The 24,035-nt window shown below is 56.3% G+C and carries 27 protein-coding genes, 1 pseudogene and 1 other annotated feature; of the genes and pseudogenes, 16 read left to right on the top strand and 12 right to left on the bottom strand.

Going from position 1 to position 24,035, the window contains the following annotated elements; genetic code table 11:
• Complete coding sequence (locus ABLV17_RS03060; RefSeq protein ID WP_162750188.1) at positions 1–330, bottom strand: YceK/YidQ family lipoprotein; 330 nt, start codon at positions 328–330, stop codon at positions 1–3.
• A gap of 233 nt (positions 331–563) precedes the next feature.
• Positions 564–638 (top strand) — a sequence feature (ROSE (Repression Of Heat Shock gene Expression) occurs in the 5'-region of heat shock genes and acts as an RNA thermometer to modulate expression.).
• Here ABLV17_RS03060 and ibpA point away from each other — a divergent pair.
• The 6 genes from ibpA to ABLV17_RS03030 all read left to right on the top strand — a co-directional run bounded on the left by ibpA (position 632) and on the right by ABLV17_RS03030 (position 4,667).
• Positions 632–1,045 carry a small heat shock chaperone IbpA gene (gene ibpA / locus ABLV17_RS03055; RefSeq protein WP_015703892.1) on the top strand — a complete coding sequence of 138 codons (414 nt, stop codon included), beginning with the start codon at positions 632–634 and terminating at the stop codon, positions 1,043–1,045. (Overlaps the previous feature by 7 nt.)
• Before the next feature lie 116 nt (positions 1,046–1,161).
• The gene (ibpB, locus tag ABLV17_RS03050; protein ID WP_015369047.1) at positions 1,162–1,590 is read left to right on the top strand and encodes a small heat shock chaperone IbpB; all 429 of its coding nucleotides are present in this window, start codon (positions 1,162–1,164) and stop codon (positions 1,588–1,590) included.
• 123 nt (positions 1,591–1,713) lie between these two features.
• Complete coding sequence (locus ABLV17_RS03045; RefSeq protein ID WP_308958538.1) at positions 1,714–3,375, top strand: putative transporter; 1,662 nt, start codon at positions 1,714–1,716, stop codon at positions 3,373–3,375.
• Between the two features lie 107 nt (positions 3,376–3,482).
• The gene (locus ABLV17_RS03040; protein WP_015369053.1) at positions 3,483–3,830 is read left to right on the top strand and encodes a DUF202 domain-containing protein; all 348 of its coding nucleotides are present in this window, start codon (positions 3,483–3,485) and stop codon (positions 3,828–3,830) included.
• Complete coding sequence (locus tag ABLV17_RS03035; protein ID WP_015703888.1) at positions 3,820–4,182, top strand: DUF202 domain-containing protein; 363 nt, start codon at positions 3,820–3,822, stop codon at positions 4,180–4,182. The genes ABLV17_RS03040 and ABLV17_RS03035 overlap by 11 nt, the downstream gene beginning before the upstream one ends.
• Complete coding sequence (locus tag ABLV17_RS03030) at positions 4,179–4,667, top strand: regulator (protein WP_348854076.1); 489 nt, start codon at positions 4,179–4,181, stop codon at positions 4,665–4,667. The genes ABLV17_RS03035 and ABLV17_RS03030 overlap by 4 nt, the downstream gene beginning before the upstream one ends.
• Here ABLV17_RS03030 and dsdA read toward each other — a convergent pair.
• Positions 4,664–5,992, bottom strand: coding sequence for a D-serine ammonia-lyase (dsdA, locus tag ABLV17_RS03025; RefSeq protein WP_308958536.1), 1,329 nt, complete (start codon positions 5,990–5,992; stop codon positions 4,664–4,666). The genes ABLV17_RS03030 and dsdA overlap by 4 nt on opposite strands.
• Positions 5,993–6,008: 16 nt before the next feature.
• Positions 6,009–7,346 (bottom strand): D-serine transporter DsdX, encoded by a 1,338-nt coding sequence (dsdX, locus tag ABLV17_RS03020; protein WP_045389052.1) that lies wholly within the window; start codon positions 7,344–7,346, stop codon positions 6,009–6,011.
• A 223-nt stretch (positions 7,347–7,569) separates the two neighbouring features.
• Between dsdX and dsdC the strand changes: the two genes are divergently transcribed.
• The gene (dsdC, locus tag ABLV17_RS03015) at positions 7,570–8,493 is read left to right on the top strand and encodes a DNA-binding transcriptional regulator DsdC (protein WP_213794868.1); all 924 of its coding nucleotides are present in this window, start codon (positions 7,570–7,572) and stop codon (positions 8,491–8,493) included.
• A gap of 143 nt (positions 8,494–8,636) precedes the next feature.
• Here dsdC and emrD read toward each other — a convergent pair whose 3' ends face one another.
• The 5 genes and pseudogenes from emrD to ABLV17_RS02990 all read right to left on the bottom strand — a co-directional run bounded on the left by emrD (position 8,637) and on the right by ABLV17_RS02990 (position 12,092).
• Positions 8,637–9,821 carry a multidrug efflux MFS transporter EmrD gene (gene emrD, locus ABLV17_RS03010; RefSeq protein WP_047044642.1) on the bottom strand — a complete coding sequence of 395 codons (1,185 nt, stop codon included), beginning with the start codon at positions 9,819–9,821 and terminating at the stop codon, positions 8,637–8,639.
• 175 nt (positions 9,822–9,996) lie between these two features.
• Positions 9,997–10,830 (bottom strand): DMT family transporter, encoded by an 834-nt coding sequence (locus tag ABLV17_RS03005; RefSeq protein ID WP_047046121.1) that lies wholly within the window; start codon positions 10,828–10,830, stop codon positions 9,997–9,999.
• Between the two features lie 67 nt (positions 10,831–10,897).
• A complete protein-coding gene (locus ABLV17_RS03000) occupies positions 10,898–11,344 on the bottom strand; it encodes a GNAT family N-acetyltransferase (RefSeq protein ID WP_308958079.1) in 447 nt (148 codons plus the stop codon).
• A gap of 89 nt (positions 11,345–11,433) precedes the next feature.
• Positions 11,434–11,553, bottom strand: coding sequence for a type I toxin-antitoxin system toxin TisB (gene tisB / locus ABLV17_RS02995; protein ID WP_004145059.1), 120 nt, complete (start codon positions 11,551–11,553; stop codon positions 11,434–11,436).
• A gap of 370 nt (positions 11,554–11,923) precedes the next feature.
• Positions 11,924–12,092 (bottom strand): annotated as a pseudogene (locus ABLV17_RS02990) (hypothetical protein).
• 12 nt (positions 12,093–12,104) lie between these two features.
• On the opposite strand from ABLV17_RS02990, the gene ivbL reads away from it, so the two are divergent.
• From ivbL to uhpT, 7 genes are all read left to right on the top strand, one after another.
• The gene (gene ivbL / locus ABLV17_RS02985) at positions 12,105–12,200 is read left to right on the top strand and encodes an ilvB operon leader peptide IvbL (protein ID WP_016162016.1); all 96 of its coding nucleotides are present in this window, start codon (positions 12,105–12,107) and stop codon (positions 12,198–12,200) included.
• A 104-nt stretch (positions 12,201–12,304) separates the two neighbouring features.
• Entirely contained in the window at positions 12,305–13,993 is a 1,689-nt protein-coding gene (ilvB, locus tag ABLV17_RS02980; protein ID WP_087858887.1) for an acetolactate synthase large subunit, read from the top strand.
• A gap of 3 nt (positions 13,994–13,996) precedes the next feature.
• Positions 13,997–14,284 (top strand): acetolactate synthase small subunit, encoded by a 288-nt coding sequence (ilvN, locus tag ABLV17_RS02975; RefSeq protein WP_016162014.1) that lies wholly within the window; start codon positions 13,997–13,999, stop codon positions 14,282–14,284.
• 150 nt (positions 14,285–14,434) lie between these two features.
• On the top strand, positions 14,435–15,028 hold the full coding sequence (gene uhpA / locus ABLV17_RS02970) for a transcriptional regulator UhpA (protein WP_015369064.1): 594 nt from the start codon (positions 14,435–14,437) through the stop codon (positions 15,026–15,028).
• A gap of 17 nt (positions 15,029–15,045) precedes the next feature.
• Positions 15,046–16,530 (top strand): signal transduction histidine-protein kinase/phosphatase UhpB, encoded by a 1,485-nt coding sequence (gene uhpB / locus ABLV17_RS02965; RefSeq protein ID WP_213317703.1) that lies wholly within the window; start codon positions 15,046–15,048, stop codon positions 16,528–16,530.
• Between the two features lie 11 nt (positions 16,531–16,541).
• On the top strand, positions 16,542–17,870 hold the full coding sequence (locus ABLV17_RS02960; RefSeq protein ID WP_308958080.1) for an MFS transporter: 1,329 nt from the start codon (positions 16,542–16,544) through the stop codon (positions 17,868–17,870).
• A 145-nt stretch (positions 17,871–18,015) separates the two neighbouring features.
• Positions 18,016–19,407: a hexose-6-phosphate:phosphate antiporter gene (gene uhpT / locus ABLV17_RS02955; protein ID WP_015369067.1), complete on the top strand. Its 1,392-nt coding sequence runs from the start codon at positions 18,016–18,018 to the stop codon at positions 19,405–19,407.
• A gap of 80 nt (positions 19,408–19,487) precedes the next feature.
• On the opposite strand, the gene ABLV17_RS02950 is transcribed toward uhpT, so the two are convergent.
• Entirely contained in the window at positions 19,488–20,336 is an 849-nt protein-coding gene (locus tag ABLV17_RS02950; protein ID WP_308958081.1) for a DUF6708 domain-containing protein, read from the bottom strand.
• Positions 20,337–20,606: 270 nt separating this feature from the next.
• On the opposite strand from ABLV17_RS02950, the gene ABLV17_RS02945 reads away from it, so the two are divergent.
• Entirely contained in the window at positions 20,607–21,059 is a 453-nt protein-coding gene (locus ABLV17_RS02945; protein ID WP_004901545.1) for a DUF1198 family protein, read from the top strand.
• A gap of 90 nt (positions 21,060–21,149) precedes the next feature.
• Here the strand turns inward: ABLV17_RS02945 and ABLV17_RS02940 are convergent, their stop codons facing one another.
• Together ABLV17_RS02940 and ABLV17_RS02935 are read right to left on the bottom strand one after the other, a co-directional pair.
• Positions 21,150–21,473: a DNA-binding transcriptional regulator gene (locus tag ABLV17_RS02940; protein ID WP_004173862.1), complete on the bottom strand. Its 324-nt coding sequence runs from the start codon at positions 21,471–21,473 to the stop codon at positions 21,150–21,152.
• Positions 21,457–21,816: a type II toxin-antitoxin system RelE/ParE family toxin gene (locus tag ABLV17_RS02935; protein ID WP_087858890.1), complete on the bottom strand. Its 360-nt coding sequence runs from the start codon at positions 21,814–21,816 to the stop codon at positions 21,457–21,459. Before ABLV17_RS02935 ends, ABLV17_RS02940 begins: the two co-directional genes overlap by 17 nt.
• Positions 21,817–22,027: 211 nt before the next feature.
• On the opposite strand from ABLV17_RS02935, the gene nepI reads away from it, so the two are divergent.
• Positions 22,028–23,212, top strand: coding sequence for a purine ribonucleoside efflux pump NepI (gene nepI / locus ABLV17_RS02930; RefSeq protein ID WP_212769317.1), 1,185 nt, complete (start codon positions 22,028–22,030; stop codon positions 23,210–23,212).
• A 5-nt stretch (positions 23,213–23,217) separates the two neighbouring features.
• Here the strand turns inward: nepI and phnX are convergent, their stop codons facing one another.
• Positions 23,218–24,027 carry a phosphonoacetaldehyde hydrolase gene (phnX, locus tag ABLV17_RS02925; protein ID WP_348854075.1) on the bottom strand — a complete coding sequence of 270 codons (810 nt, stop codon included), beginning with the start codon at positions 24,025–24,027 and terminating at the stop codon, positions 23,218–23,220.
• Positions 24,028–24,035 lie beyond the last annotated feature (8 nt).

Raw genomic sequence — 24,035 nt, 5'->3', positions numbered from 1 at the left:
TTAGCGCGAAGGCATTGGCGCTGGCGGGATCACGGAGTTGGTCGCCAGCGTCTCCTGCTCGCTTTTCTCGACGCGCGATTTTACCGAGCTGTCGGTGCGGAACATATCCCACGGCAGCAGCAGCGTGTCCATGACCGCGGTGAACGGCATATCGAGGGCCACCAGCGATTTCACGCCCCAGTTGGTGTCGTCGTCGCCCAGCGTATGGGCGCTGGAGCGCGTGCCTGGGTAGGTTCCTTCCTTGCCGCCGGTATGCGACATCACGCTGGAGCAACCGCCCATACTAATCATCCCGCTGAACAGGACCAGCTTTAACAATCCGCTTTTCATCACTCTTCCGTCATTTTATCGGGGTTACTTCGGTTATAACGAGCCGTCCCGTGAATGCCTAGCGTTATTGCACTGCACTGTGGCGAGTATCGCACTTTGCCTTTTGTGCTTTGCAACCAGTCTAAGCATTCGCCAGCAAACTGCAAAAAAATTTGGCTGAAAAGGGCTTGAAAAGCGTCGGGGCACACCCATTTTAGTAGTGTCACCCAATGAGGATACGCCTGAGGGGTATTCCGGGTCATAACGGCTTGTCCATGATGGAAAGCCATTGAATTCTCGCTGATTTCAGGAGCTATTTACTATGCGTAATTTCGATCTCTCCCCGCTTTATCGTTCTGCTATTGGTTTCGACCGTCTGTTCAACCTGTTAGAAAATAATCAAAGCCAGGGCAACGGCGGCTACCCTCCGTATAACGTTGAATTAGTGGATGAAAACAATTACCGCATCGCGATTGCCGTCGCCGGTTTTGCGGAAAGCGAATTAGAGATAACCGCGCAAGACAATCTTCTGGTGGTGAAAGGCTCCCATGCCGCCGAGCAGAAAGAGCGCACCTACCTGTACCAGGGGATCGCGGAACGCAACTTCGAGCGTAAATTCCAGCTCGCCGATAACATTCATATTCGCGGCGCTAACCTGGTCAACGGCCTGCTGTATATCGATCTGGAACGCGTGATTCCGGAAGCGAACAAACCGCGCCGTATCGAAATTAACTAATTTTCCGCTTCAGGCCGCGCGGCGGCCTGAATAAACAACTTGCTTGCCGTCAGGGAGCAAATGCGAATTCGCTGAATTCGCAGGTACTTACTCGCTTCTCAGAAGGAGAAAACACTATGCGTAACTACGATTTATCCCCACTGCTGCGTCAATGGATCGGTTTTGACAAACTGGCTAATGCCCTGCAAACCGCCGGTGAAAGCCAAACCTTCCCGCCCTATAACATCGAAAAAAGCGACGATAACCATTACCGCATTACCCTCGCGGTAGCCGGGTTCCGTCAGGAAGATTTGGATATTCAGCTGGAAGGTACGCGTCTGACCGTTAAAGGCACGCCGCAGGCCGCTGAAAAAGAGACCAAATGGTTGCACCAGGGGCTGGTGAATCAGGCCTTCAGCCTGAGTTTCACCCTCGCGGACAATATGGAAGTCTCCGGCGCCACCTTTACCAATGGCTTATTGCATATCGACTTAACCCGCCACGAGCCGGAAGTCGCGGCCCCGCAGCGTATCGCCATTAGCGAGCGCCCGGCACTGAATAGTTAATTAAGCCACATCGCTTTCAAGCCCTGATAACTCGGGGCTTTTTTGTGCGCGGGACTACATACAGTATTCCCGCCTTCAGTCATAATCCCTGTTAATAATAATGTTATTCACAGGGAAAATAGTATGAGTGATATAGCATTGACCGTCAGCGTGTTGGCGCTGGTTGCGGTGGTGGGATTGTGGATCGGTAATGTCAAAATCCGCGGCGTTGGATTTGGTATCGGCGGCGTGCTGTTTGGCGGCATTATCGTGGGCCACTTTGTGGATCAGGCAGGGATTACGCTGAGCAGCCCGATGCTGCATTTCATCCAGGAATTTGGCCTTATTCTCTTCGTTTATACCATCGGTATTCAGGTCGGTCCGGGCTTTTTTGCCTCGTTACGCGTCTCCGGGCTTAAGCTCAATCTGTTCGCGATCCTTATCGTCGTACTTGGCGGACTGGTGACGGCGATCCTGCATAAGCTGTTCAATATTCCGCTTCCGGTCGTTCTCGGCATCTTCTCTGGGGCGGTCACTAATACGCCCGCGCTTGGCGCCGGGCAGCAAATCCTGCGCGATCTTGGCCTGCCGTTTGATGTCGTCGATCAGATGGGGATGAGTTACGCGATGGCCTACCCGTTTGGTATCTGCGGCATTTTGCTGACCATGTGGCTGGTGCGGCTGTTCTTTCGCATCAATGTGGAAAAAGAGGCGCAGCAGTTTGATGAGAGCAGCGGTAACGGGCACGCTCATTTGCATACCATTAACGTGCGGGTGGAAAACCCGAATCTAAATAATATGGCGATTCAGGATGTGCCAATGCTCAACAGCGACAAAATTATCTGCTCGCGGTTGAAGCGCGATGAGCTATTGATGGTGCCGGCGCCGGGTACGCTTATCCAGCATGGCGATCTGCTGCACCTGGTCGGGCGGCTGGAAGATTTACACAACGCGCAGTTGGTGATTGGTAAAGAAGTGGCGACTTCGCTCTCAACGCGCGGTACCGATCTCAAAGTGGAACGCGTGGTGGTCACTAACGAGAAGGTATTAGGGAAGAAAATCCGCGATCTGCACTTTAAACAACGCTATGACGTCGTGATCTCGCGGCTTAATCGCGCCGGGGTGGAGCTGGTGGCCAGCAGCCATGCCAGCCTGCAGTTTGGCGACATTCTTAACCTGGTTGGACGTCCACAGGCCATTGACGCGGTGGCCAATGAACTCGGCAACGCGCAGCAAAAGCTGCAGCAGGTTCAAATGCTACCGGTGTTTATCGGCATTGGTCTCGGGGTCCTGCTGGGGTCTATTCCGCTGTTTATTCCCGGTTTCCCGGCGGCGTTGAAACTGGGGCTAGCCGGCGGGCCGCTGATTATGGCGCTGATCCTCGGGCGTATCGGCAGCATCGGCAAGCTGTACTGGTTTATGCCGCCGAGCGCCAACCTGGCGCTGCGCGAACTCGGTATCGTGCTGTTTCTGGCGGTGGTGGGGCTGAAGTCCGGCGGCGATTTTGTCGACACCCTGCTCCACGGCGAGGGACTTAGCTGGATAGCCTACGGTATTTTCATCACCGCTATCCCGCTGCTGACGGTGGGTATACTGGCGCGGATACTGGCGAAGATGAACTATCTGACCCTCTGCGGCATGCTGGCCGGCTCAATGACCGACCCGCCGGCGCTGGCCTTCGCCAACAATCTTCACGCCACCAGCGGCGCGGCGGCGCTCTCCTACGCCACGGTTTATCCGCTGGTGATGTTCCTGCGGATAATCACTCCTCAGCTACTGGCCGTGCTGTTCTGGGGGCTGAGTTAGCGAATTCCGAATACCGAATACCGGCATCCATCGGGTGCCGGTTCTTCTCTCCTGTTCGTGATTTAGGCTATGCTGTGGCCTGTTTGCGTGACGAACAAGGACTGCTGATGAAAATTTCCCGCATTGGCGAAGCGCCGGATTACCGCTTTTCGCTGGCCAATGAACGCACCTTTCTGGCGTGGATCCGTACGGCGCTCGGTTTTCTCGCCGCGGGCGTCGGGCTCGATCAGCTGGCGCCGGATTTTGCCACTCCGCTTATTCGCGAAGTGCTTGCGTTGCTACTATGCCTGTTTGCCGGTGGGCTGGCAGTGTACGGCTATCTGCGCTGGCTGAGCAACGAAAAGGCGATGCGCCTGAAGCAGGATCTCCCCTATACCCGTACGCTACTGGTGATTAGCGTCCTGCTGCTGGCGGTCGTGGCGGCGGTGATGCTGCTGGTGCTGTATGGCGGATAAACGCCGGGCGCGGCGGGAGAGCGATCCCGGTCTGCAGCCGGAGCGCACCTCGCTGGCGTGGTTTCGTACTCTGCTGGGCTACGGGGCGCTGATGGCGCTGGCGATTAAACATAACTGGCATAGCGCCGGGCTGGCGTTCTGGATATCGATTGGCGTACTGGCTGTGGTGGCGATCATTCTCTGGCGCTACACCCGCAGCCGCCATTTAATGGATGTCGGCGAGAGCGATTTTTTGCAGCCGGGAGCAGTTCGTGACAAATTTTTGATCTCCCTCGCAGTGCTTTCGCTGTCATTATTGTTTGCTGTAACGCATCTACGGCAGATCATTTTATTTCTTAAGGATGTGACATGACAGGATGTCGGACAGAATGCCACTCCCTCGCTCATAACGAACCGGCAGTTCAGGAGGTGAAAGTTTATCGCCACCATTGCCAGCAACCGCTGCAGTTCTATCGGGAGCTACGCTCGCAGGGCGTGCGCGCCGTTCGTTTTATTCCACAGCTCAGAGCGGAAGATGCCAATGCATGGGGAAACTTCCTTTGCGCCATTTTCCACATCTGGGCGCGGGAAGATATTGGCCGCATAACGATTACGTTGTTTGAGGAAACCCTGCGTATCTGGTGTGGCGAACCGCTGCGCGAACAACGGCAGGTGGCCGCCAATAGCGCCTGTTTTGTCTGTGCATGGCGGAGGCTGTGCACGGGCGACGACGATCCGCTCTGTGAAGGCTACCGCCAGTTCTATGTCGCCAGCGCTCCCTGTATGCGGGTTATGCGCGATCTGCGTAAACAGCAGCGGTCACCGGGCGAACTGATGCCGCTGCTGCGGGCGATTTAACGCCCCTTCGCCAGATACTGCGCCATCTCTTCTTCCGGCACCATACCGCCGCCGGTCGCCCATACCAGGTGGGTGGCCTGACGTAGCTGTTCGTCGCTCAGTCCTTGTAGCTGATGATACGCTTTACTGGCGCAGACGCGCTGCGGCCCGGCCATACCGGCCAGCGCGGACGGCTCAAGGCGAATGTTTTCCGCCGTTGCCAGCCAGCCCAGCATGTCGTACATCGTTTGATCGTCGAGGGTATACAGGCCGTCGAGCAGGCGTTCCATCGCCCGGCCAACGAAGCCGGAAGCGCGGCCGACCGCCAGACCATCGGCGGCGGTCAGGTTATCAATCCCTAAATCCTGCACCGCAATCTGGTCATGGAGCCCGGTGTAAATGCCGAGCAGCATGCATGGGGAATGGGTCGGTTCGGCGAACAGACAGTGAACGTGGTCGCCAAACGCCAGTTTCAGGCCGAATGCGACGCCGCCGGGGCCGCCGCCAACGCCGCATGGCAGATAGACAAACAGCGGGTGATCGGCATCGACCACGCGTCCTGACCGGGCAAACTGCGCTTTCAGGCGTTCGCCGGCCACGGCATAGCCGAGGAACAGCGTGCGCGAGTTTTCATCGTCGATGAAAAAGCAGTTCGGGTCGGATTCCGCCGCCTTGCGCCCCTGTTCGACCGCCACGCCGTAATCTTCTTCATACTCAACAACCGTTACGCCGTGGCTGCGCAGTTTGGCCTTTTTCCATGCGCGGGCATCGGCAGACATATGTACCGTGACCTTAAAACCAATGCGCGCGCTCATGATGCCGATCGACATACCGAGGTTGCCGGTAGAACCAACGGCGATGCTGTACTGGCTGAAGAACTGCTTGAATTCTGGTGTCAGCAATTTGCGATAATCATCTGAGGTGGTGAGCAGCCCGGCTTCCAGCGCCAGCTTTTCCGCATGGGTCAGCACTTCATAAATGCCGCCGCGCGCCTTAATGGAGCCCGAAATCGGCAGGTGGCTATCTTTTTTCAGTAACAGTTCGCCGTGAATCGGCTGGTTGAATTGTTGCTCGAGGAGGCGTTTCATTGCCGGAATGGCAACCACTTCTGATTCGATAATCCCGCCGGTGGCGGCCGTTTCCGGGAAGGCTTCCGCCAGATACGGCGCGAAGCGCTGAAGGCGTTCGTGAGCGTCTTTTACATCTTCGGCGGTCAAGCCGACATAGGGCAACCCTTGCGCCAGCGTCGTGGTCGCCGGGTTAAACCAGGTGGTTTCTTTCAGAGCGATCAGCTCCTGCACAAGCGGGAAAGTCGCGGTTAATTGGGTCAGTTCAGCGTTTTTCATATTACGTCTCGTTCGCTTAGATGATGAAAGAAAGCAGGAAGGTGGCGGCGAGTGCAAGTAAAGAAGCGATAAATGTCGCCGTCGTATAATACTTGAACGTTTCGCTGAGGCTTGCGCCACAGTATTGTTTCACCAGCCAGAACAGGGAATCCGTCACGATCGTGCAGCCAATCGCGCCGGAACCGATGGCAATAGCGATGATCTCCGGACTTACGCCGGGATATAGCGGTAGCATCGGCGCGACGATAGCGGTGGCGCCCATCATGGCCACGGTAGCGGAGCCGACGGCGGCGTGAAGGATCAGGGCCACCAGCCAGGCCAGCAGAATCGGATGCATATGCAGATTCGAGAGGATCACCGCCAGGCTATCGGCCAGGCCGCTGGATTTCAAAATCGCGTTGAACGCGCCGCCCGCGCCAATAATCAGCAGAATATTAGCAATCGATCCGAAACCATTTTCAGTATGGGTCAGCAGGACGCCCATCCCCATCTGCCGACGAATACCAAGAATGTAATAAGCGACAAAGACGGCAATAAACATCGCGGTGATGGGGTTGCCGATAAACTCCAGCAGCATATACAGCGTGCCGCCTTTAGCCATATTCAATTCAGCGACGGTTTTCACCAGCATCAGCCCAATCGGCAGCAGCACGGTAAATAGCGTAGCGCCGAGCGAGGGCAGCGTCGATTCTTCGCGTACTTCAAGGTTAGAAAACTCGGTCGGCACCGGTTTAAACGGCAGGCGGTTGCCGAGCAGCTTGAGGAACAATGGGCCGCCTACCAGCGAGGCAATCAGGCCAACCAGCAGGCCGTAGACGATGACCGTGCCGATATCCGCGCCGAGTTTATTCGCCACGAACAGCGCGGCCGGATGCGGCGGCACCACGCAATGCACCGCCATCAGCGCGGTACACAGGGGGATGGCCAGCTTCAGCAGCGAGGTATTGGTTTTTTTTGCAATGGAAAAGGCCAGCGGGATCAGCAGCACCACGCCAACCTCAACAAACAGCGTAATGCCGCAGATCAGGCCAACCAGCACCATGATCACGTCTGCCGACAACCAGCGACAGCGCTGCAGCGCCAGGCCGATGCGTTCAGCCGCGCCGGAGACTTCCATCATCTTCCCGAGGATGGTACCGAGACCGATCACCGCCGCCAGGAAGCCAAGCGTACCGCCAATACCGCTCTCAATGGCGTTGACCATATCAAGCGGCCCCATGCCCATCATCGCGCCGACGAAAAAGCTTGCCAGCAGGAGCGCCAGAAACGGATGAAACTTCAGTTTGACGATCGTTAAAACGATTAGCACGATACTGATAAACAGCGTGCCTACCACCCAGATTTGAGATTCCATATCCCACCTCGCCGTAAATAACGCGTGGTTATTGAACAGAAAAGCGACATAGGCTGACAAACGATATAAATCGCTTTTCAGATGAGCCAAATTGATGCAAATGCGTGATTTGGTTCTTAAATAGCCCGTTAAATGTGTGTTGAGTCACTTTTATTCATCTTTCAGGCGCGCTCCGGCTGCGTTTTTTTTACACTTACCGGCAAAGAAAAGGCGGGGAATCGTGATGGATGTAATGAAAGAGATAGGTAATCGCCTGCTGAACGGCTGGCAGTTGTCAAAGCTGTATACCTTTGAAGTTGCGGCTCGCCATGAGTCCTTTGCACTGGCGGCGGAAGAGCTGTCGCTGACCCCGAGCGCCGTTAGCCATCGCATCAACCAGCTGGAAGAAGAGCTGGGTATTCAGCTATTTATACGTTCGCACCGCAAGGTGGAGTTGACGCGCGAGGGGCGGCGGGTATTCTGGGCGTTGAAATCCTCGCTGGATAGCCTTAATCAGGAGATTCTGGATATTAAAAATCAGGAGCTCTCCGGCACGCTGACGGTGTACTCGCGCCCGTCGATCGCCCAATGCTGGCTGGTGCCGGCGCTGGGCGATTTCACCCGCCGCTACCCATCCATCTCGCTGACTGTGCTCACCGGCAACGATAACGTCAATCTACAGCGTGCGGGTATCGATCTGGCGATCTATTTTGATGATGCGCCGTCATCACAGCTAAGCCATCATTTTCTGATGGATGAAGCGATCGTGCCGGTATGTACGCCGAAATACGCACAGCAGCAGCAGATAATCCGCAATCCAGGCAATCTGCGCTACTGCACGTTACTACATGACCGTCAGGCATGGAGCAATGATTCCGGTACCGATGAGTGGTTCAGTTGGGCGCAGCAATTTGCAATTGAATTGCCGCAATCATCGGGTATCGGCTTCGATCGTTCTGATTTAGCGGTGATTGCGGCGATGAATCACGTCGGAGTAGCGATGGGGCGTAAACGGCTGGTGCAGAAGCGGTTAGAAAGCGGGGAGCTTATCGCGCCGTTCGGCGAGATGACGCTAAAGTGTCACCAGCATTACTATGTGACGACCCTGCCGGGCCGTCAGTGGCCGAAAATCGACGCTTTTATTGAATGGCTGCACAGCCTGACATAAGGCAAAAGCCGCTATCCGGGGATTTCCCTGCTTGCGCTACGCTTAGCAGGGCTACGGTTCTACGGAGCCCACCGCCGGAGCCTTCATCAGAACGGTAGCCCGGATAAGGCGTAAGCCGCTATCCGGGGGAGCGCCAGCGGCGCTTAGACAGGCTGCTGGTGGCTGGTAAAGCGCGAGGCCAGCGGCAGCCAGCACAGCAGAATCAACAGCCCCATTAACATCATTAGCAGGCCGAGGCTGCTTTGCCCCGTTTGCGGCATCATCGCCGACAGCCAGGCCAGCACGCCGGAGCCGATATTCTGCAAGCCGCCAACCAGCGCGCCAGCGGTACCGGCGAGGAACGGAAATGGCTCCATCGCGCCGCTGGTAGCCAGCGGGAACAACATACCCGCGCCGAAGAAGAACAGCGCCGCAGGCACCAGCAGTGTCCAGACGGTCATAACGCCGAATAGCCCCGGCAACCACATCATAACTCCCGCCAGCAGGCAGCAGATAACCGACTGCCACATCAGCGTTGAGAAGCGTTTATTCGGACGGCCAGCGAACCACGCGCCGAAGAACGCCGCCGGGATCGGCAGAATAAACAGAATACTGACCGCCATACTGCTCAGGCCGAGGACCGCGCCCATCAGCACGCCGGAACAGGCTTCGAACACCGCAATCCCGGCCAACCCGCCCACCAGCATCAGCAGGTAACAGTTAAAGGCGCCGGTACCGAACAGCGTTTTGTAGCTGGCCAGTAGTTTCGTCCGCGGCGCGCCTTGCGGGCGCGTTTCCGGCATCCATTTCGCCATGCTGAAGGTTACGCCCGCGCACAGCACTAGCAGGAAGGCGTAACAGGCACGCCAGTTCCACAGGGTATCAAGGATACCGCCGAGCAGCGGCGCAATCAGCGGGCTGACCAGTATTCCCATATTTAACAAACTGTTGGCGTGACGCAGCTGCGCGCCTTCGTAAAGATCGCGCGGCAGGGTTCGCGCCATCACGCCGCCGACGCCGGTGCCCATCCCCTGCATGGCGCTGGCGGCGATCAATACCGGCAGGCTATGGGTGGTGATGGCAACCAGCGTTGCCAGCATAAAAATAGACATCCCGACAAGGATCACCGGGCGGCGGCCCACGCGGTCGGAGAGCGGGCCGTAGAACAGCTGCGAAATGCCGTACGTCAGGAGGTAGGCCGCCATCACGCTCTGTACCGCCCCTTCGCGGACGTTAAGCGATACCGCCATGTCGGCGATAGCCGGAATATAAATGGTCTGCGCCATCTGGCCAACGGCCACCAGCAGTACCAGCATCAACAACAAATTGAAGTTCTTATGCCGTTTCATGTCGATGAATACTTCGTGAGCAATGAGAAATGAAGAATATGTGACTGGCACATCCCTTAAACGATGGAGGAATCTACCACAATAAAATGACAGAACAACTACATAGGACCGATTGTTGGGGAAAATTCAGGCAGGTTTTGTAAACAGGATCGGCAACTAATGTTGCCATTTTAATCTATGAGAGACGCAGCAGGATTGCTCCGGCGGCAATACCGCAGGCGGCAACGATGCGCAGCGCTACCACTTGTTCCTTAAGGACGATAAACGCGATCAGCGCGCCGAACAGAATGGAGGTTTCACGCAGCGCGGCGACCACCGCCAGCGGCGCCTGAGTCATCGCCCATAGCGCCAGGCCGTAGGATCCCATGGTGCCGACGCCGCCGAGGATGCCCTTTTTCCAGTGCTGGCGTAAATAACGGCTGGCTTCGCGCCGCCGTGCCGCCATGGCCCAGCACAGCAGGCAGCAACCGTTCATAAAAAAGGTCCACAGGGTATAGCCGAGCGCCGATCCCGCCAGCCGTACCCCGGTGCCGTCTACCAGCGTATAGCCCGCGATAAAACAGGCGTTGATCAGCGCCAGCATGATGCCTTTACGGGAACTGACGCGGCCGTTAAAGGCCATCGCCAGAATCGCCAGGCAAATGACGCCAATACCCAACCAGGCCAACGGCGATAAGCGATCGCCGAGAAATATCACGCTGATAGCCGCGACCAGCAGCGGTGCGGTGCCGCGCATTAGCGGATAGGTCTGGCTCATATCCGACACCTGATAGGTCTTCGCCACCAGTACCGTATACACCACCTGCAACGCACATGACGCCACCAGATAGGGGGCGCTGGCCAGCGTCGGCTGCGGCGCGAAGGGGAGCATCACCAGGGCAATCAGCGAGGCCGACCCGCTGACGCTTATCGCCGCGTACATTTTATCGCCGCTGGCTTTGACGATAGCGTTCCAGCTGGCGTGCAGCAGTGCAGCGAAAAGCAAAATGCAGAATACGGTGATGGTCATCGCAGGCAGATTCAGCAGTTAAGGTCAGCGGACTGTAACATGCGCCCGCTGCGCCAACCAGCCGCGCTTACAGCGAGCAGAACAGGCGATGCGTAACCCGAGGCTCATCGTATACCGGGCGGAAACCAAAGCGTTCATAAAAGGGCCAGGCCTGCGCCGGGGCATGAGTGTTAAGGAAATCGAACCAGGCGCCGGAATGCGTGATGACTGAGATCAGCAGCTGCTGGCCAATTCCCTGGCGGCGATGGCTATCGCGAATATAGAGATGGCGAATGCGCCCGGCCCGCGGCTGCTGGCTGAAGGGGTCGACGTTCAGACCGCAGACCCCAACCAACTGGCCACGGACAAACGCGCCCAGCAGCTTTTCACCAGGGGCGTTAAAGCGGTTTTTGCCGCTTTGCCAGTTTTCCGCCAGACGGCGCAGCATATTGAAATGCTGTTCAAGGCTTTCGGTGCGCAGCGCGACGAACCCCGGATCCTCCGGCGTCGTTGCGGCAATTAATAGCGGTGGCATGGTTCCTCCATCAAGTCTTCCCGGAACGCCCGAAGGACGCCTGTAGGGGGGCGGTTTCCCGCCCCCCTCAGGTGCGACTTGAACCTGAATCAGCGGAACTGTTTCAGGACTGCATCAAGTAGTTGCAACACAGCAACCATGAGTTTCAGGATTAAAATAATAATATCCATTCCGCCCATACGCGCGTCTCCTGTGGTTAAGGAGCACAATAAGCTGACGTACCTTTCCGCTGCCTGTTGCCAGCTTATCCCTGTTCTCACAGGGGTTGCGCAGTGGTGGCCGTACGGGCCGGACACGACGCATTGTTGACGTAACACAGTGTGCTCTCTCGGGGTTAAGGCACTGACGGCACCACCCGTTTCAGCCAGGACTTCGTTGCGCCGGTCAAACTTGCGGCCCCCGAATGGCACAAAGTGAACACATCCAGTATAGATAAATACTGTATGTATGAACAGTATTTTTTGGACAAATTCGCACCCGTCGTACATACTCTATGACAGAGAAATTTCGACCTTAAATTGCGCGAATTGCAGCGATCGCGTATACTTTTGTCGTTGACGTAATACAGTGTGCTTACGGCTACCACCCGTAAAAATGCTGATAAAAACCTCGCTCCGGCGGGGTTTTTTGTTTTCTGCCGCTGATGTCGCAAATTGTGATCTTTCGCGCAAATTCTCGTGGATGAAAATAAATCCATTGTGAAAACGCAAAACCTGTGTTTGTATAAATTCAGCTTATTTTTCGACACAACAGGTCCCTAATGAACGCTGCCATGATGACTTCGACCCTACTAAAAACCGCGCCTGCCGCGGTGGTCGTCGTGTCTGTGGTGGTCGTCGTCGGCAATGCGCCGTAGGGTCCGGAACAACACGAATTCCAAACCCCGCCGGCGCAAACCGAGCGGGGTTTTTTGTTGGCGAGCCCCCCGGTAAAGTCGGCCCAGAATAAAAGGACTGGAGCATGGCAAGTTCGGGCACCACATCAAACACAATGCGCTTTACCGGCGCGCAGCTGGTTGTTCATTTACTGGAACGCCAGGGTATCACTATGGTCAGCGGCATTCCGGGCGGCTCCATTCTGCCTATCTATGATGCCTTGAGCCAAAGCACGCAGATCCGCCACATCCTGGCGCGCCACGAGCAGGGGGCGGGTTTTATCGCTCAGGGGATGGCGCGTACCGAAGGTAAACCCGCAGTCTGTATGGCCTGTAGCGGCCCTGGCGCCACCAACCTGATTACCGCCATCGCCGATGCCCGCCTCGATTCTATTCCACTGGTCTGCATCACCGGACAGGTTCCGGCCTCAATGATCGGCACCGATGCCTTCCAGGAAGTCGATACCTACGGCATCTCTATCCCCATCACCAAGCATAACTACCTGGTGCGCGACATCGCCGAGCTGCCGCAGGTGATGAGCGACGCCTTCCGTATTGCCCAGTCCGGGCGCCCCGGGCCGGTGTGGATAGATATTCCTAAGGACGTACAGTCGGCAACCATTGAACTGGAAACGCTCCCAGAGCCCGGCGAGCGCGCCCCGGCACCGGCATTCGCGCCTGAAAGCGTGCGTGAAGCGGCGGCAATGATCAACGCGGCGAAACGCCCGGTACTGTATCTGGGGGGCGGCGTAATTAACGCGCCGCAGCCGATTCGGGACCTGGCGGAAAAAGCCAACCTGCCGACCACTATGACCTTAATGGCGCTGGGTATGCTGCCGAAGGCGCATCCTTTGTCGCTGGGGATGCTGGGGATGCACGGCGCGCGCAGCACTAACTTTATTCTGCAAGAAGCTGATTTACTGATTGTTTTAGGGGCTCGTTTTGATGATCGGGCGATTGGCAAGACCGAGCAGTTCTGCCCGAACGCGAAGATTATTCACGTCGATATCGATCGCTCGGAGCTTGGCAAAATTAAGCAACCGCACGTAGCGATTCAGGGCGACGTGGCGGAGGTCTTAGCCCAGCTTATTCCGCAGATTGAGGCGCAGCCGCGTGATGAGTGGCGCCAACTGGTGGCTGATTTGCAAAGAGAATTCCCCTGCGCCATTCCGCAGGAAAGCGATCCGCTCTCCCATTACGGCCTGATTAACGCCGTGGCCGCCTGCGTTGATGATGAGGCGATCATCACCACCGATGTGGGTCAGCATCAGATGTGGACGGCGCAGGCCTATCCACTCAACCGTCCCCGCCAGTGGCTGACTTCCGGCGGTCTCGGCACCATGGGCTTCGGCCTGCCGGCGGCCATCGGCGCGGCGCTGGCCAATCCGCAACGTAAGGTTATTTGTTTCTCCGGTGACGGCAGCCTGATGATGAATATTCAGGAGATGGCCACCGCCGCCGAAAATCAGCTGGATGTAAAAATTATCCTGATGAACAACGAAGCGCTGGGGCTGGTGCACCAGCAGCAGAGCCTGTTCTATCAGCAGGGTGTCTTCGCCGCAACCTATCCGGGGATGATTAACTTTATGCAGATCGCCGCCGGTTTTGGTCTGCAAACCTGTGATTTAAATAACGAAGCCGATCCGCAAGCGGCGCTGCAGGCGATTATCGACCGTCCCGGCCCGGCGCTGATCCACGTGCGTATCGACGCGCAGCAGAAAGTGTATCCGATGGTACCGCCGGGTGCGGCCAATACTGAGATGGTGGGGGAATAAGCCATGCAAAAGCAACACGATAACGTCATTCTGGAACTCACCGTCCGCAACCACCCTGGCGTCATGACCCACGTCTGCGGGCTATTTGCCCGCCGCGCGTTTAACGTTGAAGGCATTCTCTGCTTGCCGATCCAGGGCAGCGAGCATAGCCGCATCTGGCTGCTGGTAAATGATGACCAGCGACTGGGGCAGATGATTAGTCAGATTGAAAAGCTGGAAGATGTCACCAATGTGGCGCGTAACCAGTCCGATCCCACCATGTTTAACAAAATTGCGGTGTTCTTCGAATAGTGCTCAAGGCTTGAACGGTAAGGTGCTTATGGTTAAGGTAAGCGCCTTTGCCGGATGGCGCTGCGCTTATCCGGCCTACAGGGAGTGAATCCGTAGGCCGGATAAGGCGTTTACGCCGCCATCCGGCGCTTTCAGGCACCAGGAAACACCATGACTACCATCGCCCTTATTGACGATCATTTGATTGTCCGCTCCGGTTTTGCTCAGCTACTGGGGCTGGAAGCTGATTTTCAGGTTGTCGCTGAATTCGGCTGTGGACGCGAGGCGCTGGCGGGGCTACCGGGGCGCGGTGTACAGGTTTGTATCTGCGATATCTCAATGCCGGATATTTCCGGGCTGGAGCTGTTAAGCCAGTTGCCTAAGGGGATGGCGACCATCATGCTGTCGGTGCATGATAGCCCGGCGCTGATCGAGCAGGCGCTGAACGCCGGCGCGCGCGGCTTCCTGTCGAAACGCTGCAGTCCGGATGAACTGATCGCCGCGGTCCGCACGGTGGCAGCGGGCGGTTGCTATCTCACGCCGGATATCGCCATGAAGCTGGCCGCCGGGCGCCAGGATCCGCTCACCAAACGCGAGCGCCAGGTGGCGGAAAAGCTGGCGCAGGGTATGGCGGTGAAAGAGATCGCCGCTGAGCTCGGTCTGTCGCCGAAAACCGTTCACGTTCATCGCGCCAACCTGCTGGAAAAACTGGGCGTCAGCAACGACGTCGAGCTGGCGCGCCGCATGTTCGATAGCTGGCAATGAACACCGTCGTTTCACGATTGCTGTCGGTGATCGGCTGCGCCTTTATCTTCTCAGCCGCCTGGTTCTGCCTGTGGAGTATCAGTCTGCATCTGGTGGAACGCGCGGATTTAGCGGTGTTGCTGTTTCCCTTTGGCCTGCGTTTAGGGCTGATGCTGCAATGCCCGCGTGGCTACTGGCCGGTGCTGCTGGGAGCCGAGTGGCTGCTTATCTTCTGGCTGGCGCAGGAAGTGGCGCTGGCGCATCCGATAATATTGATGACCGGAAGTCTGCTGACCCTGCTGCCGGTGGCATTGATTTCACGCTATCGCCAGCAGCGAGACTGGTTGACATTGTTGCGCCAGGGCGGGGCACTGATCGCCGCCTCGCTGCTGCAATCGCTGCCGTGGCTGGCGCAAGAAGGCAGTGAGGGACTGACCGCGCTGTTGTTGACGCTGACCGGCGGCCTGACGCTGGCGCCGACCTGCCTGGTTATCTGGCATTATCTGACCAGTACCGTCTGGCGGCCGTTGGGGCCGTCGCTGGTGTCGCAGCCGGTTAACTGGCGTGGCCGGCATCTGATCTGGTACCTGCTGCTGTTTACCGTCAGCCTGTGGCTACAGCTCGGGTTGCCCGCCGAACTCTCCCGCTTTACCCCTTTTTGTCTGGCGCTGCCGATTATCGCTCTCGCCTGGCACTACGGCTGGCAGGGGGCGCTGATCGCCACCCTGATGAACGCCATTGCGCTGATTGCCAGCCAGACCTGGCACGATCACCCGGTTGATTTATTGCTTTCACTGCTGGCGCAGAGCCTGACCGGACTGCTGCTGGGCGCGGGGATCCAGCGATTGCGCGAGCTTAACCTGTCGCTACAGAACGAGCTGGCGCGTAATCGGCGGCTGGCGGAACGCCTGCTGGAAACGGAAGAGAGCGTGCGGCGTGACGTGGCGCGCGAGCTCCACGATGATATTGGCCAGACTATCACGGCAATTCGCACCCAGGCGGGGATCGTGCAGCGTCTGGCGCCAAACAACGCCAGCGTACGGCAGAGCGGCCAGTTGATAGAACAGCTGTCGCTGGGGGTTTACGACTCTGTGCGAAGACTGCTTGGTCGTCTGCGGCCGCGCCAGCTTGACGATCTGCCGCTTGAACAGGCGGTACGTTCGTTGATGCGCGAAATGGAACTGGAAGACCGCGGCATCGTCAGCCACCTTGAATGGCGGATTAACGAGGCGGGGCTGAGCGAAAACCAGCGCGTGACGCTGTTTCGCGTTTGCCAGGAGGGACTGAATAATATCGTTAAGCACGCCAGCGCCAGCGCCGTCACCCTCCAGGGCTGGCAGCAGGATGGGCGATTGATGCTGGTGCTGGAAGATGACGGCTGCGGCCTGCCGCCGGGGTCGAATCTGCAGGGGTTCGGCCTGACCGGCATGCGTGAGCGCGTAACCGCGCTGGGCGGTACGTTAACTATCTCCTGCACACACGGTACCCGCGTGTGCGTCAATTTACCGCTGCGTTACGTCTGAGAGGAGCGCCGATGTTTGCCTTTTTAAAAGCGCCGCCGGACGCCGCGCCGATTAGCGATAAACGCGAGCTGGACGAGCGTTATCGTTACTGGCGTCGCCATATCCTGCTTACCATCTGGCTTGGTTACGCGCTGTTTTATTTCACCCGCAAAAGCTTTAATGCCGCGGTGCCTGAAATTCTGGCCAGCAATGTACTGACTCGTAGCGATATTGGCCTGCTGGCCACGCTGTTCTACATCACTTACGGGCTGTCGAAATTTTTCTCCGGTATCGTCAGCGACCGCTCCGACGCCCGCTATTTTATGGGACTGGGGCTGATTGCCACCGGGGTGGTGAATATTCTGTTCGGTTTTTCCACCTCGCTGTGGGCTTTCGCGCTGCTGTGGGCGCTGAATGCCTTCTTCCAGGGCTGGGGCTCGCCGGTATGCGCCCGGCTGCTGACGGCCTGGTATTCGCGGACCGAACGCGGCGGCTGGTGGGCGCTATGGAATACGGCTCATAACGTCGGCGGCGCGCTGATCCCGATGGTCGTGGGGGCAGCGGCGCTGCATTACGGCTGGCGCGCGGGGATGACGATTGCCGGTTGCCTGGCGATTCTCGCCGGACTGTATCTGTGCTGGCGGCTGCGCGATCGCCCGCAGGCGGTGGGGTTACCCGCCGTAGGCGACTGGCGTCACGATGCGCTGGAAATCGCCCAGCAGCAGGAAGGCGCAGGGCTGACGCGTAAAGAGATACTGACCCGCTACGTGCTGGCCAATCCCTATATCTGGCTGCTGTCGTTGTGCTATGTGCTGGTGTACGTGGTGCGGGCGGCGATTAACGACTGGGGCAATCTGTATATGTCGGAGACGCTTGGCGTCGATCTGGTGACCGCTAACTCGGCGGTGACCATGTTTGAGCTGGGCGGTTTTATCGGCGCGCTGGTGGCGGGGTGGGGCTCGGATAAGCTGTTTAACGGCAATCGCGGGCCGATGAACCTGATTTTCGCCGCCGGAATTTTGCTGTCGGTTGGCGGGCTGTGGCTGATGCCGTTCGCCAGCTACGTCATGCAGGCGGCCTGCTTCTTCACCACCGGGTTCTTCGTTTTCGGCCCGCAGATGCTGATCGGTATGGCGGCGGCGGAATGTTCGCATAAAGAAGCCGCCGGGGCGGCCACCGGGTTTGTCGGCCTGTTCGCTTATCTTGGCGCCTCGCTTTCCGGCTGGCCGCTGGCGCAGGTGATGGATATCTGGCACTGGACCGGATTCTTCGTGGTGATTGCGATTGCCGCCGGCATTTCCGCGCTGCTGCTGCTGCCGTTTTTAAACGCGCAGGCGCCGCGTACCGTCAGCGAAGCGTGATGTAGCTCACCCTTTCGCCGCGAACGGGGCAAAACTAAGAAATTTTCCCGGTTTTACCTGGAAGCCGTCTCAGGCCAGACAGCGCGCGGGTTTTTACAATGCCTGGTTATTACGCAGGCATAAAAAATCAGCTCAGGAGATACCCATGCTGGCCTTTCTGAATCAGGTGCGCAAGCCGACCCTGGATCTGCCGCTCGACGTGCGGCGCAAAATGTGGTTCAAACCTTTCATGCAGTCCTATCTGGTGGTCTTCATCGGCTACCTGACCATGTACCTGATCCGCAAGAACTTTAACATCGCGCAGAACGACATGATCTCCACCTACGGGTTGAGCATGACGCAGCTGGGGATGATTGGCCTGGGCTTCTCCATCACCTACGGCGTGGGCAAGACACTGGTCTCTTATTATGCCGACGGTAAAAACACCAAGCAGTTCCTGCCGTTTATGCTGATCCTCTCCGCCATCTGTATGCTGGGCTTTAGCGCCAGCATGGGGGCGGGTTCAACCAGCCTGTTCCTGATGATCGCCTTCTATGCGCTGAGCGGCTTCTTCCAGAGTACCGGCGGCTCGTGCAGCTATTCCACCATCACCAAGTGGACGCCCAGACGCAAACGCGGCACCTTCCTCGGCTTCTGGAATATCTCCCACAACCTCGGCGGCGCGGGCGCGGCGGGCGTGGCGCTGTTTGGCGCCAACTATCTGTTCGACGGTCACGTGATCGGCATGTTTATCTTCCCGTCGATTATTGCGCTGATCGTCGGCTTTATTGGCCTGCGTTACGGTAGCGACTCTCCGGAATCCTACGGCCTTGGCACGGCGGAAGAGCTGTTTGGCGAAGCGATTAGCGAAGAGGACAAAGAAACCGAAGAAAATGCGATGACCAAGTGGCAGATCTTTGTTGAGTACGTGCTGAAAAACAAAGTGATCTGGCTGCTGTGCTTCTCCAACATCTTCCTCTACGTGGTGCGTATCGGTATCGATCAGTGGTCCACCGTGTATGCTTTCCAGGAGCTGAAGCTGTCTAAAGAGGTGGCGATTCAGGGCTTTACCCTGTTTGAAGTCGGCGCGCTGGTTGGCACGCTACTGTGGGGCTGGTTGTCGGACTTGGCCAACGGCCGCCGCGCGCTGGTGGCCTGCGTCGCGCTGGCGCTGATTATCGCCACCCTCGGGGTTTACCAACATGCCAGCAACCAGTACGTCTATCTGGCCTCGTTGTTTGCGCTGGGCTTCCTGGTGTTTGGTCCGCAGCTGTTGATCGGCGTCGCTGCCGTCGGCTTTGTGCCGAAAAAAGCGATCGGCGCTGCCGATGGAATCAAGGGCACCTTCGCCTATCTGATCGGCGATAGCTTCGCCAAACTGGGTCTCGGGATGATCGCCGACGGCACGCCGGTCTTCGGCCTGACCGGCTGGGCCGGCACCTTTGCGGCGCTGGACGCCGCCGCCATCGGCTGTATCTGCCTGATGGCCATCGTGGCTATCTTCGAAGAGCGTAAAATTCGCCGCGAGAAAAAGAATCGAGTTTTGCAGACTGCCTGATTCACCAGGTATTTGGTAACCTTGCCCGGCCATTGCGCCGGGCTTTTTTATAGGGTTTTCTGGGCGGCAAACGCATTAAATTAGCCGGTGATTTTTTCATATTCTTCTAACGATGACGCGGTAGATTTTTTAAGCATCTCCTCAGGCCATTCGACTTTGCGCCCGTAAATGCCCACGTTAGGATTGACGGTCATATCTAACATCTCGTCTTTGAAATCCATATAGCTACTGATCCACAGCCATAGTTTATAGTTATTCATCAACATCGTTTCAGTTCCTGTATCATCCGAGGTGAGGATGAAGGAGTCAACGATGCTGTGGTTTTCATATACGTGACAGTTTATTATTGCGTTATAAGTTAGAGAATAGCTCCCTTTTATATCACTCCAGTCAAATTCCTTGTATTCTGGTTTTGGTCTTTTATAAAAAGGGCTGTGAAGGAAAAATGTATAGGGTTGCCTCTTAATTAAACCAGACAGAATATACTCGTAAACATAGATTTTTCCTGTTTTACGGTTAAAGCGAATTGGATAATGGCGAGGTGCGAAAAAAGCGTAATTTACGATGGCCGAGAAAATAAAGGATAAGGCTATTGAAAGTAAAATTGCAAAATGAAAAAGGAGTGTGCTATTTAATTCCTGCTCATTTCCCCAATATGCGTTAATATACCATTCAAAATCAAAAATTATTTCATATAAAAAAACAATGACTCCGATAACCATCACAAGAATAATGGGAGAGAATAACGCAACTAATAAAATGTTAGCGCCATAAGATGATGAGTAGTTACGGGTTATTTCGCAATAATCATCATTTACATAAACAAGTTTACCCGCGTGCGTGAGTTTATCTGTATTACTTCTCGTCTCAGCATTAATTCTGGCAAGACCATCGTTATCGATATGCTTTGCTAAATAATCGAATTGCATAATATACATTCCATTGCTTGATAAGGGTAGCGAATCCATTAAAGCATAACATGCTTAATTATTACTGTGCAAAAATAGCAATTCATAGATTAAGCTAATTACCTTAGTATGAATATTAGTTTTTAATATATTGTTTCTTTATGCCAGTGTGATTGATTAATTCGTTAAAAGTATAAAGTAACGCGATAAGTCACATTATGGTTCGTCCGACAGTCGACAGCAGGCAAATTCCCATTATGATAGTGAGGCCGCGATTGGATGAGAGGATGCATGATCTGGATAGGACTGGCCACCCTGGTAGTGGTATTTGTTGTGGGATTTCGGGTGCTTACCTCTGATTCACGCCGCGCGATTCGCCGCCTGAGCGAACGCCTTGGCATTACGCCTGTTCCGTTGGAATCGATGATCGATCAGCTGGGAAAAACCGCCGGTAATGAGTATTTGCGTTACCTGGAGCGGCCCAATGAAGCACATCTGCAGAACGCCGCGCAGGTGCTGCTTATCTGGCAGGTCGCGATTGTCGACGCCAGCGAGAAAAACCTGCACTACTGGTATCGCCTGATGCAAAAAGCGCGATTAGCGGCGCCGATTACCGACGCACAGATCCGCCTGGCGCAAGGTTTTCTGCGCGAACTGGACCCGGATGTAAGCGATTTACATAACCTACAGCAGCGCTACAACGACCTGTTTCTCCCGGAAGACGGCGTGCACTGGTTGCACTGATCTCATTGTTATCCGGCCTACGGCTCAAACCTATATCTCCCTTGGGTTCCTTGTAGGCCGGATAAGCGTAAGCGCCATCCGGCAGAATATCTACAGTAGGATTTTCAGGCCGTGTTTTTGTACGACGCTAAGCAATTTTAATGACATTCCGCTCGGTCGTTTAGCGCCAGTCTCCCATTTTTGCACGGTAGACACGCTGGTATTCAGATAACGAGCGAACACGGGTTGGCTAACATTGAGTTGTTCACGTAGCGCTTTAATTTCAATGGGTTGAAGTGCGGCTACGCTACCGAGACATGATTCATCAAAATGGCGCATTGTTTCCTGTGGGATTGCGCCAACGCTGAATAGCCCCGACGCAGCGCTATGGATCGCTTCGAAAGCCGGGCTTTTGTATTTATTTTTTGCTGTCATCGCAAATCTCCACCAGTTCTTTACTTTTAACTAAGGCCGTCGTTTTCTCTTCAGAGAGATTGGCATAGTGTTTTGCTAACTCACGAAACCCCATTAATTCGCGATGGTTGATATTGGCTATATCCTGTTTGGCATATAGAAAGGTATAAAACCAATACCCTGCGCTTTTGGTAAGGATGATTGCGCGATCGCGATTCTTGTTGAGTCGCTTTTTATAAACCCCTCCTCCTAAATCAACCACTTTGCCCTGAAGCGCAGATTGAATTGCCTGATAGAGCTCGTCGTCGGAAATGCCATGAGAGCTAGCCTCTCTGGCGAACCATTTGGTTTTAAAGATACGCATTGCTGACATCCTGTCGTTAAAAGTATAGCACATAGTGCTATATTAAATTCTCCTGAGATTTGTTAAAGCGATAGCAAGCATCGTTTTTTTAAACATGCGAGCAGCTACGCATCCTCTTATGAAAAGCGAGAAGAGTTGCGAAAACGTTAAGTACGTCACATACAAAATGTTACACTGCGCAGCTTTCCGCCACTTTCTTCGCAGGTAACTCATGAGTCATTCAAATGAAGCCAAACCCCATGCAAGCGATCTCGCGCGGCCAAACTGGTCGGCGGTCTTCGCGGTTGCTTTCTGCGTCGCCTGCCTGATTACCGTCGAGTTTTTGCCGGTTAGTCTGCTGACGCCGATGGCGCTGGATTTAGGCATCTCCGAAGGGATGGCCGGGCAATCGGTGACGACGACGGCATTCGTCGCGATGTTTTCCAGCCTGTTTATCACCACGGTTATCGGCAAAACCGATCGCCGCTACGTGGTTATCCTGTTTTCGCTGCTGCTGACCCTTTCTTGCCTGCTGGTATCGTTTGCCGATAGTTTCACCCTGCTGCTGCTGGGACGCGCCTGTTTGGGTCTGGCGCTCGGCGGTTTCTGGGCGATGTCGGCATCGCTGACCATGCGTCTGGTGCCGATGCGCGTGGTACCGAAAGCGCTATCGATTATCTTCGGCGCGGTATCAATCGCGCTGGTGATCGCCGCCCCATTGGGCAGTTTCCTTGGCGGGCTTATCGGCTGGCGCAACGTCTTTAACGGCGCGGCGGTGATGGGCGTGCTGTGTACGCTCTGGGTGCTGAAAGCGCTGCCGTCGCTGCCGGGTGAATCGGCGGCTCAGCAGCAAAATATGTTTGGTCTGCTGAAGCGTCCGGGGGTGATGGCCGGGATGTGCGCCATTTTCATGGCCTTTGCCGGACAGTTCGCCTTCTTTACCTATATTCGCCCGGTTTACATGACCCTCGCCGGTTTTGACGTCGACGGCCTGACGCTGGTGCTGCTGAGCTTTGGTATCGCCAGCTTTATCGGCACCTCGCTCTCCTCGGTGGTGCTGAAGCGCTCGGTTAAAGCGGCGCTGGCGATTTCGCCGCTGGTGCTGACCGCCTGCGCAGTGGCGCTGGTACTGTGGGGAGAAAGCAAAATCGTCGCCTCGACGGTGGCGATTATCTGGGGCTTCGCGTTTGCGCTAATCCCGGTGGGGTGGTCAACGTGGATCACCCGTTCTCTCTCCGATCAGGCGGAAAAAGCCGGGTCGATTCAGGTGGCGGTGATCCAGCTTGCCAACACCTGCGGCGCCGCGGTCGGCGGCGTTGCGCTCGACCACTTAGGGCTGCTGTCGCCGCTGGTGTTGTCAGGAATATTAATGCTGTTTACCGGCCTGCTGGTGACGACCAAAGTGAAGGTGAATTAACCCGCTTACGGCCGCTCGCCTTTTGTCAGCCGGGCGTTGATGTCGGCAATCACTTCCGGCAGATCCGCCAGGGTATCAACCACATAGTGAGCCCCGGCGGCATACAGTTTGCCTGCCGCCCGCTCGCGACGGGTGGCGATTTCCTCTTTCGACATCGCCTGGTACTCCTCCCAGGTAGCGCCGAATTCGTTACCGGACACCGCGAGGCCGACGCTCCACATCCCGGCATGTAACCCTTCGCTGATGCCCGGTGCGGCGTCATCGACCTTCACGCAGTGGGCCACATCGTCTATGCCCAGGGTAATCACGTTCTGCAGCGCCATCCACGGGCCCGGTCGACCGCCGACGGCAAGGTCATCGGTAGCGACCCAGTGGTCCGGGGCGTAGCCATGGGCGGCGGCGGCCGGTACCAGCTTTTCCATCACCGGCCGCGGATAACCTGAGCAGGAGCCGATCTTCAGGCCCTCGGCGCGCAGCGCGGCGATAGTGTCGACAACGCCGGCAATCGGTGCGGAAAAATCGACAACCTTAGCGATTTGCAGCGGCATAAACGCGGCGTAGATCGCATCGATATCGGCGGCAGTCATCGCGCGGCCGAATTTGGCCTGCCAGCGGCTATCGACAGCAGGGAGTTTGCCCAGCGCTTCAATGTGCTGCCACTTGCCAAGCCCCATCGGCACGCGGGCCTCTTCAAGGGTGATCTCAATATCGAAAGCCTGGCGGAAGGCCTCGACGAAAATTTGCGTCGGGGCGAAAGAGCCGAAGTCTACGGTGGTGCCTGCCCAGTCAAGGATCAGTGCGCTAATACGGTTCATGGCGGTTC

The organism is Klebsiella sp. CN_Kp091 (assembly GCF_040065095.1).
Classification (GTDB): domain Bacteria; phylum Pseudomonadota; class Gammaproteobacteria; order Enterobacterales; family Enterobacteriaceae; genus Klebsiella; species Klebsiella aerogenes.
This window is presented reverse-complemented; position numbering and strand designations above follow the sequence as displayed.

Coding starts and splice junctions, on each gene's coding strand:
- ABLV17_RS03060 (WP_162750188.1), bottom strand. CDS start 330: ATGAAAAGCGGATTGTTAAAGCTGGTCCTGTTCAGCGGGATGATTAGT.
- ibpA (WP_015703892.1), top strand. CDS start 632: ATGCGTAATTTCGATCTCTCCCCGCTTTATCGTTCTGCTATTGGTTTC.
- ibpB (WP_015369047.1), top strand. CDS start 1,162: ATGCGTAACTACGATTTATCCCCACTGCTGCGTCAATGGATCGGTTTT.
- ABLV17_RS03045 (WP_308958538.1), top strand. CDS start 1,714: ATGAGTGATATAGCATTGACCGTCAGCGTGTTGGCGCTGGTTGCGGTG.
- ABLV17_RS03040 (WP_015369053.1), top strand. CDS start 3,483: ATGAAAATTTCCCGCATTGGCGAAGCGCCGGATTACCGCTTTTCGCTG.
- ABLV17_RS03035 (WP_015703888.1), top strand. CDS start 3,820: ATGGCGGATAAACGCCGGGCGCGGCGGGAGAGCGATCCCGGTCTGCAG.
- ABLV17_RS03030 (WP_348854076.1), top strand. CDS start 4,179: ATGACAGGATGTCGGACAGAATGCCACTCCCTCGCTCATAACGAACCG.
- dsdA (WP_308958536.1), bottom strand. CDS start 5,992: ATGAAAAACGCTGAACTGACCCAATTAACCGCGACTTTCCCGCTTGTG.
- dsdX (WP_045389052.1), bottom strand. CDS start 7,346: ATGGAATCTCAAATCTGGGTGGTAGGCACGCTGTTTATCAGTATCGTG.
- dsdC (WP_213794868.1), top strand. CDS start 7,570: ATGGATGTAATGAAAGAGATAGGTAATCGCCTGCTGAACGGCTGGCAG.
- emrD (WP_047044642.1), bottom strand. CDS start 9,821: ATGAAACGGCATAAGAACTTCAATTTGTTGTTGATGCTGGTACTGCTG.
- ABLV17_RS03005 (WP_047046121.1), bottom strand. CDS start 10,830: ATGACCATCACCGTATTCTGCATTTTGCTTTTCGCTGCACTGCTGCAC.
- ABLV17_RS03000 (WP_308958079.1), bottom strand. CDS start 11,344: ATGCCACCGCTATTAATTGCCGCAACGACGCCGGAGGATCCGGGGTTC.
- ivbL (WP_016162016.1), top strand. CDS start 12,105: ATGAACGCTGCCATGATGACTTCGACCCTACTAAAAACCGCGCCTGCC.
- ilvB (WP_087858887.1), top strand. CDS start 12,305: ATGGCAAGTTCGGGCACCACATCAAACACAATGCGCTTTACCGGCGCG.
- ilvN (WP_016162014.1), top strand. CDS start 13,997: ATGCAAAAGCAACACGATAACGTCATTCTGGAACTCACCGTCCGCAAC.
- uhpA (WP_015369064.1), top strand. CDS start 14,435: ATGACTACCATCGCCCTTATTGACGATCATTTGATTGTCCGCTCCGGT.
- ABLV17_RS02960 (WP_308958080.1), top strand. CDS start 16,542: ATGTTTGCCTTTTTAAAAGCGCCGCCGGACGCCGCGCCGATTAGCGAT.
- uhpT (WP_015369067.1), top strand. CDS start 18,016: ATGCTGGCCTTTCTGAATCAGGTGCGCAAGCCGACCCTGGATCTGCCG.
- ABLV17_RS02950 (WP_308958081.1), bottom strand. CDS start 20,336: ATGCAATTCGATTATTTAGCAAAGCATATCGATAACGATGGTCTTGCC.
- ABLV17_RS02945 (WP_004901545.1), top strand. CDS start 20,607: ATGATCTGGATAGGACTGGCCACCCTGGTAGTGGTATTTGTTGTGGGA.
- ABLV17_RS02940 (WP_004173862.1), bottom strand. CDS start 21,473: ATGACAGCAAAAAATAAATACAAAAGCCCGGCTTTCGAAGCGATCCAT.
- ABLV17_RS02935 (WP_087858890.1), bottom strand. CDS start 21,816: ATGCGTATCTTTAAAACCAAATGGTTCGCCAGAGAGGCTAGCTCTCAT.
- nepI (WP_212769317.1), top strand. CDS start 22,028: ATGAGTCATTCAAATGAAGCCAAACCCCATGCAAGCGATCTCGCGCGG.
- phnX (WP_348854075.1), bottom strand. CDS start 24,027: ATGAACCGTATTAGCGCACTGATCCTTGACTGGGCAGGCACCACCGTA.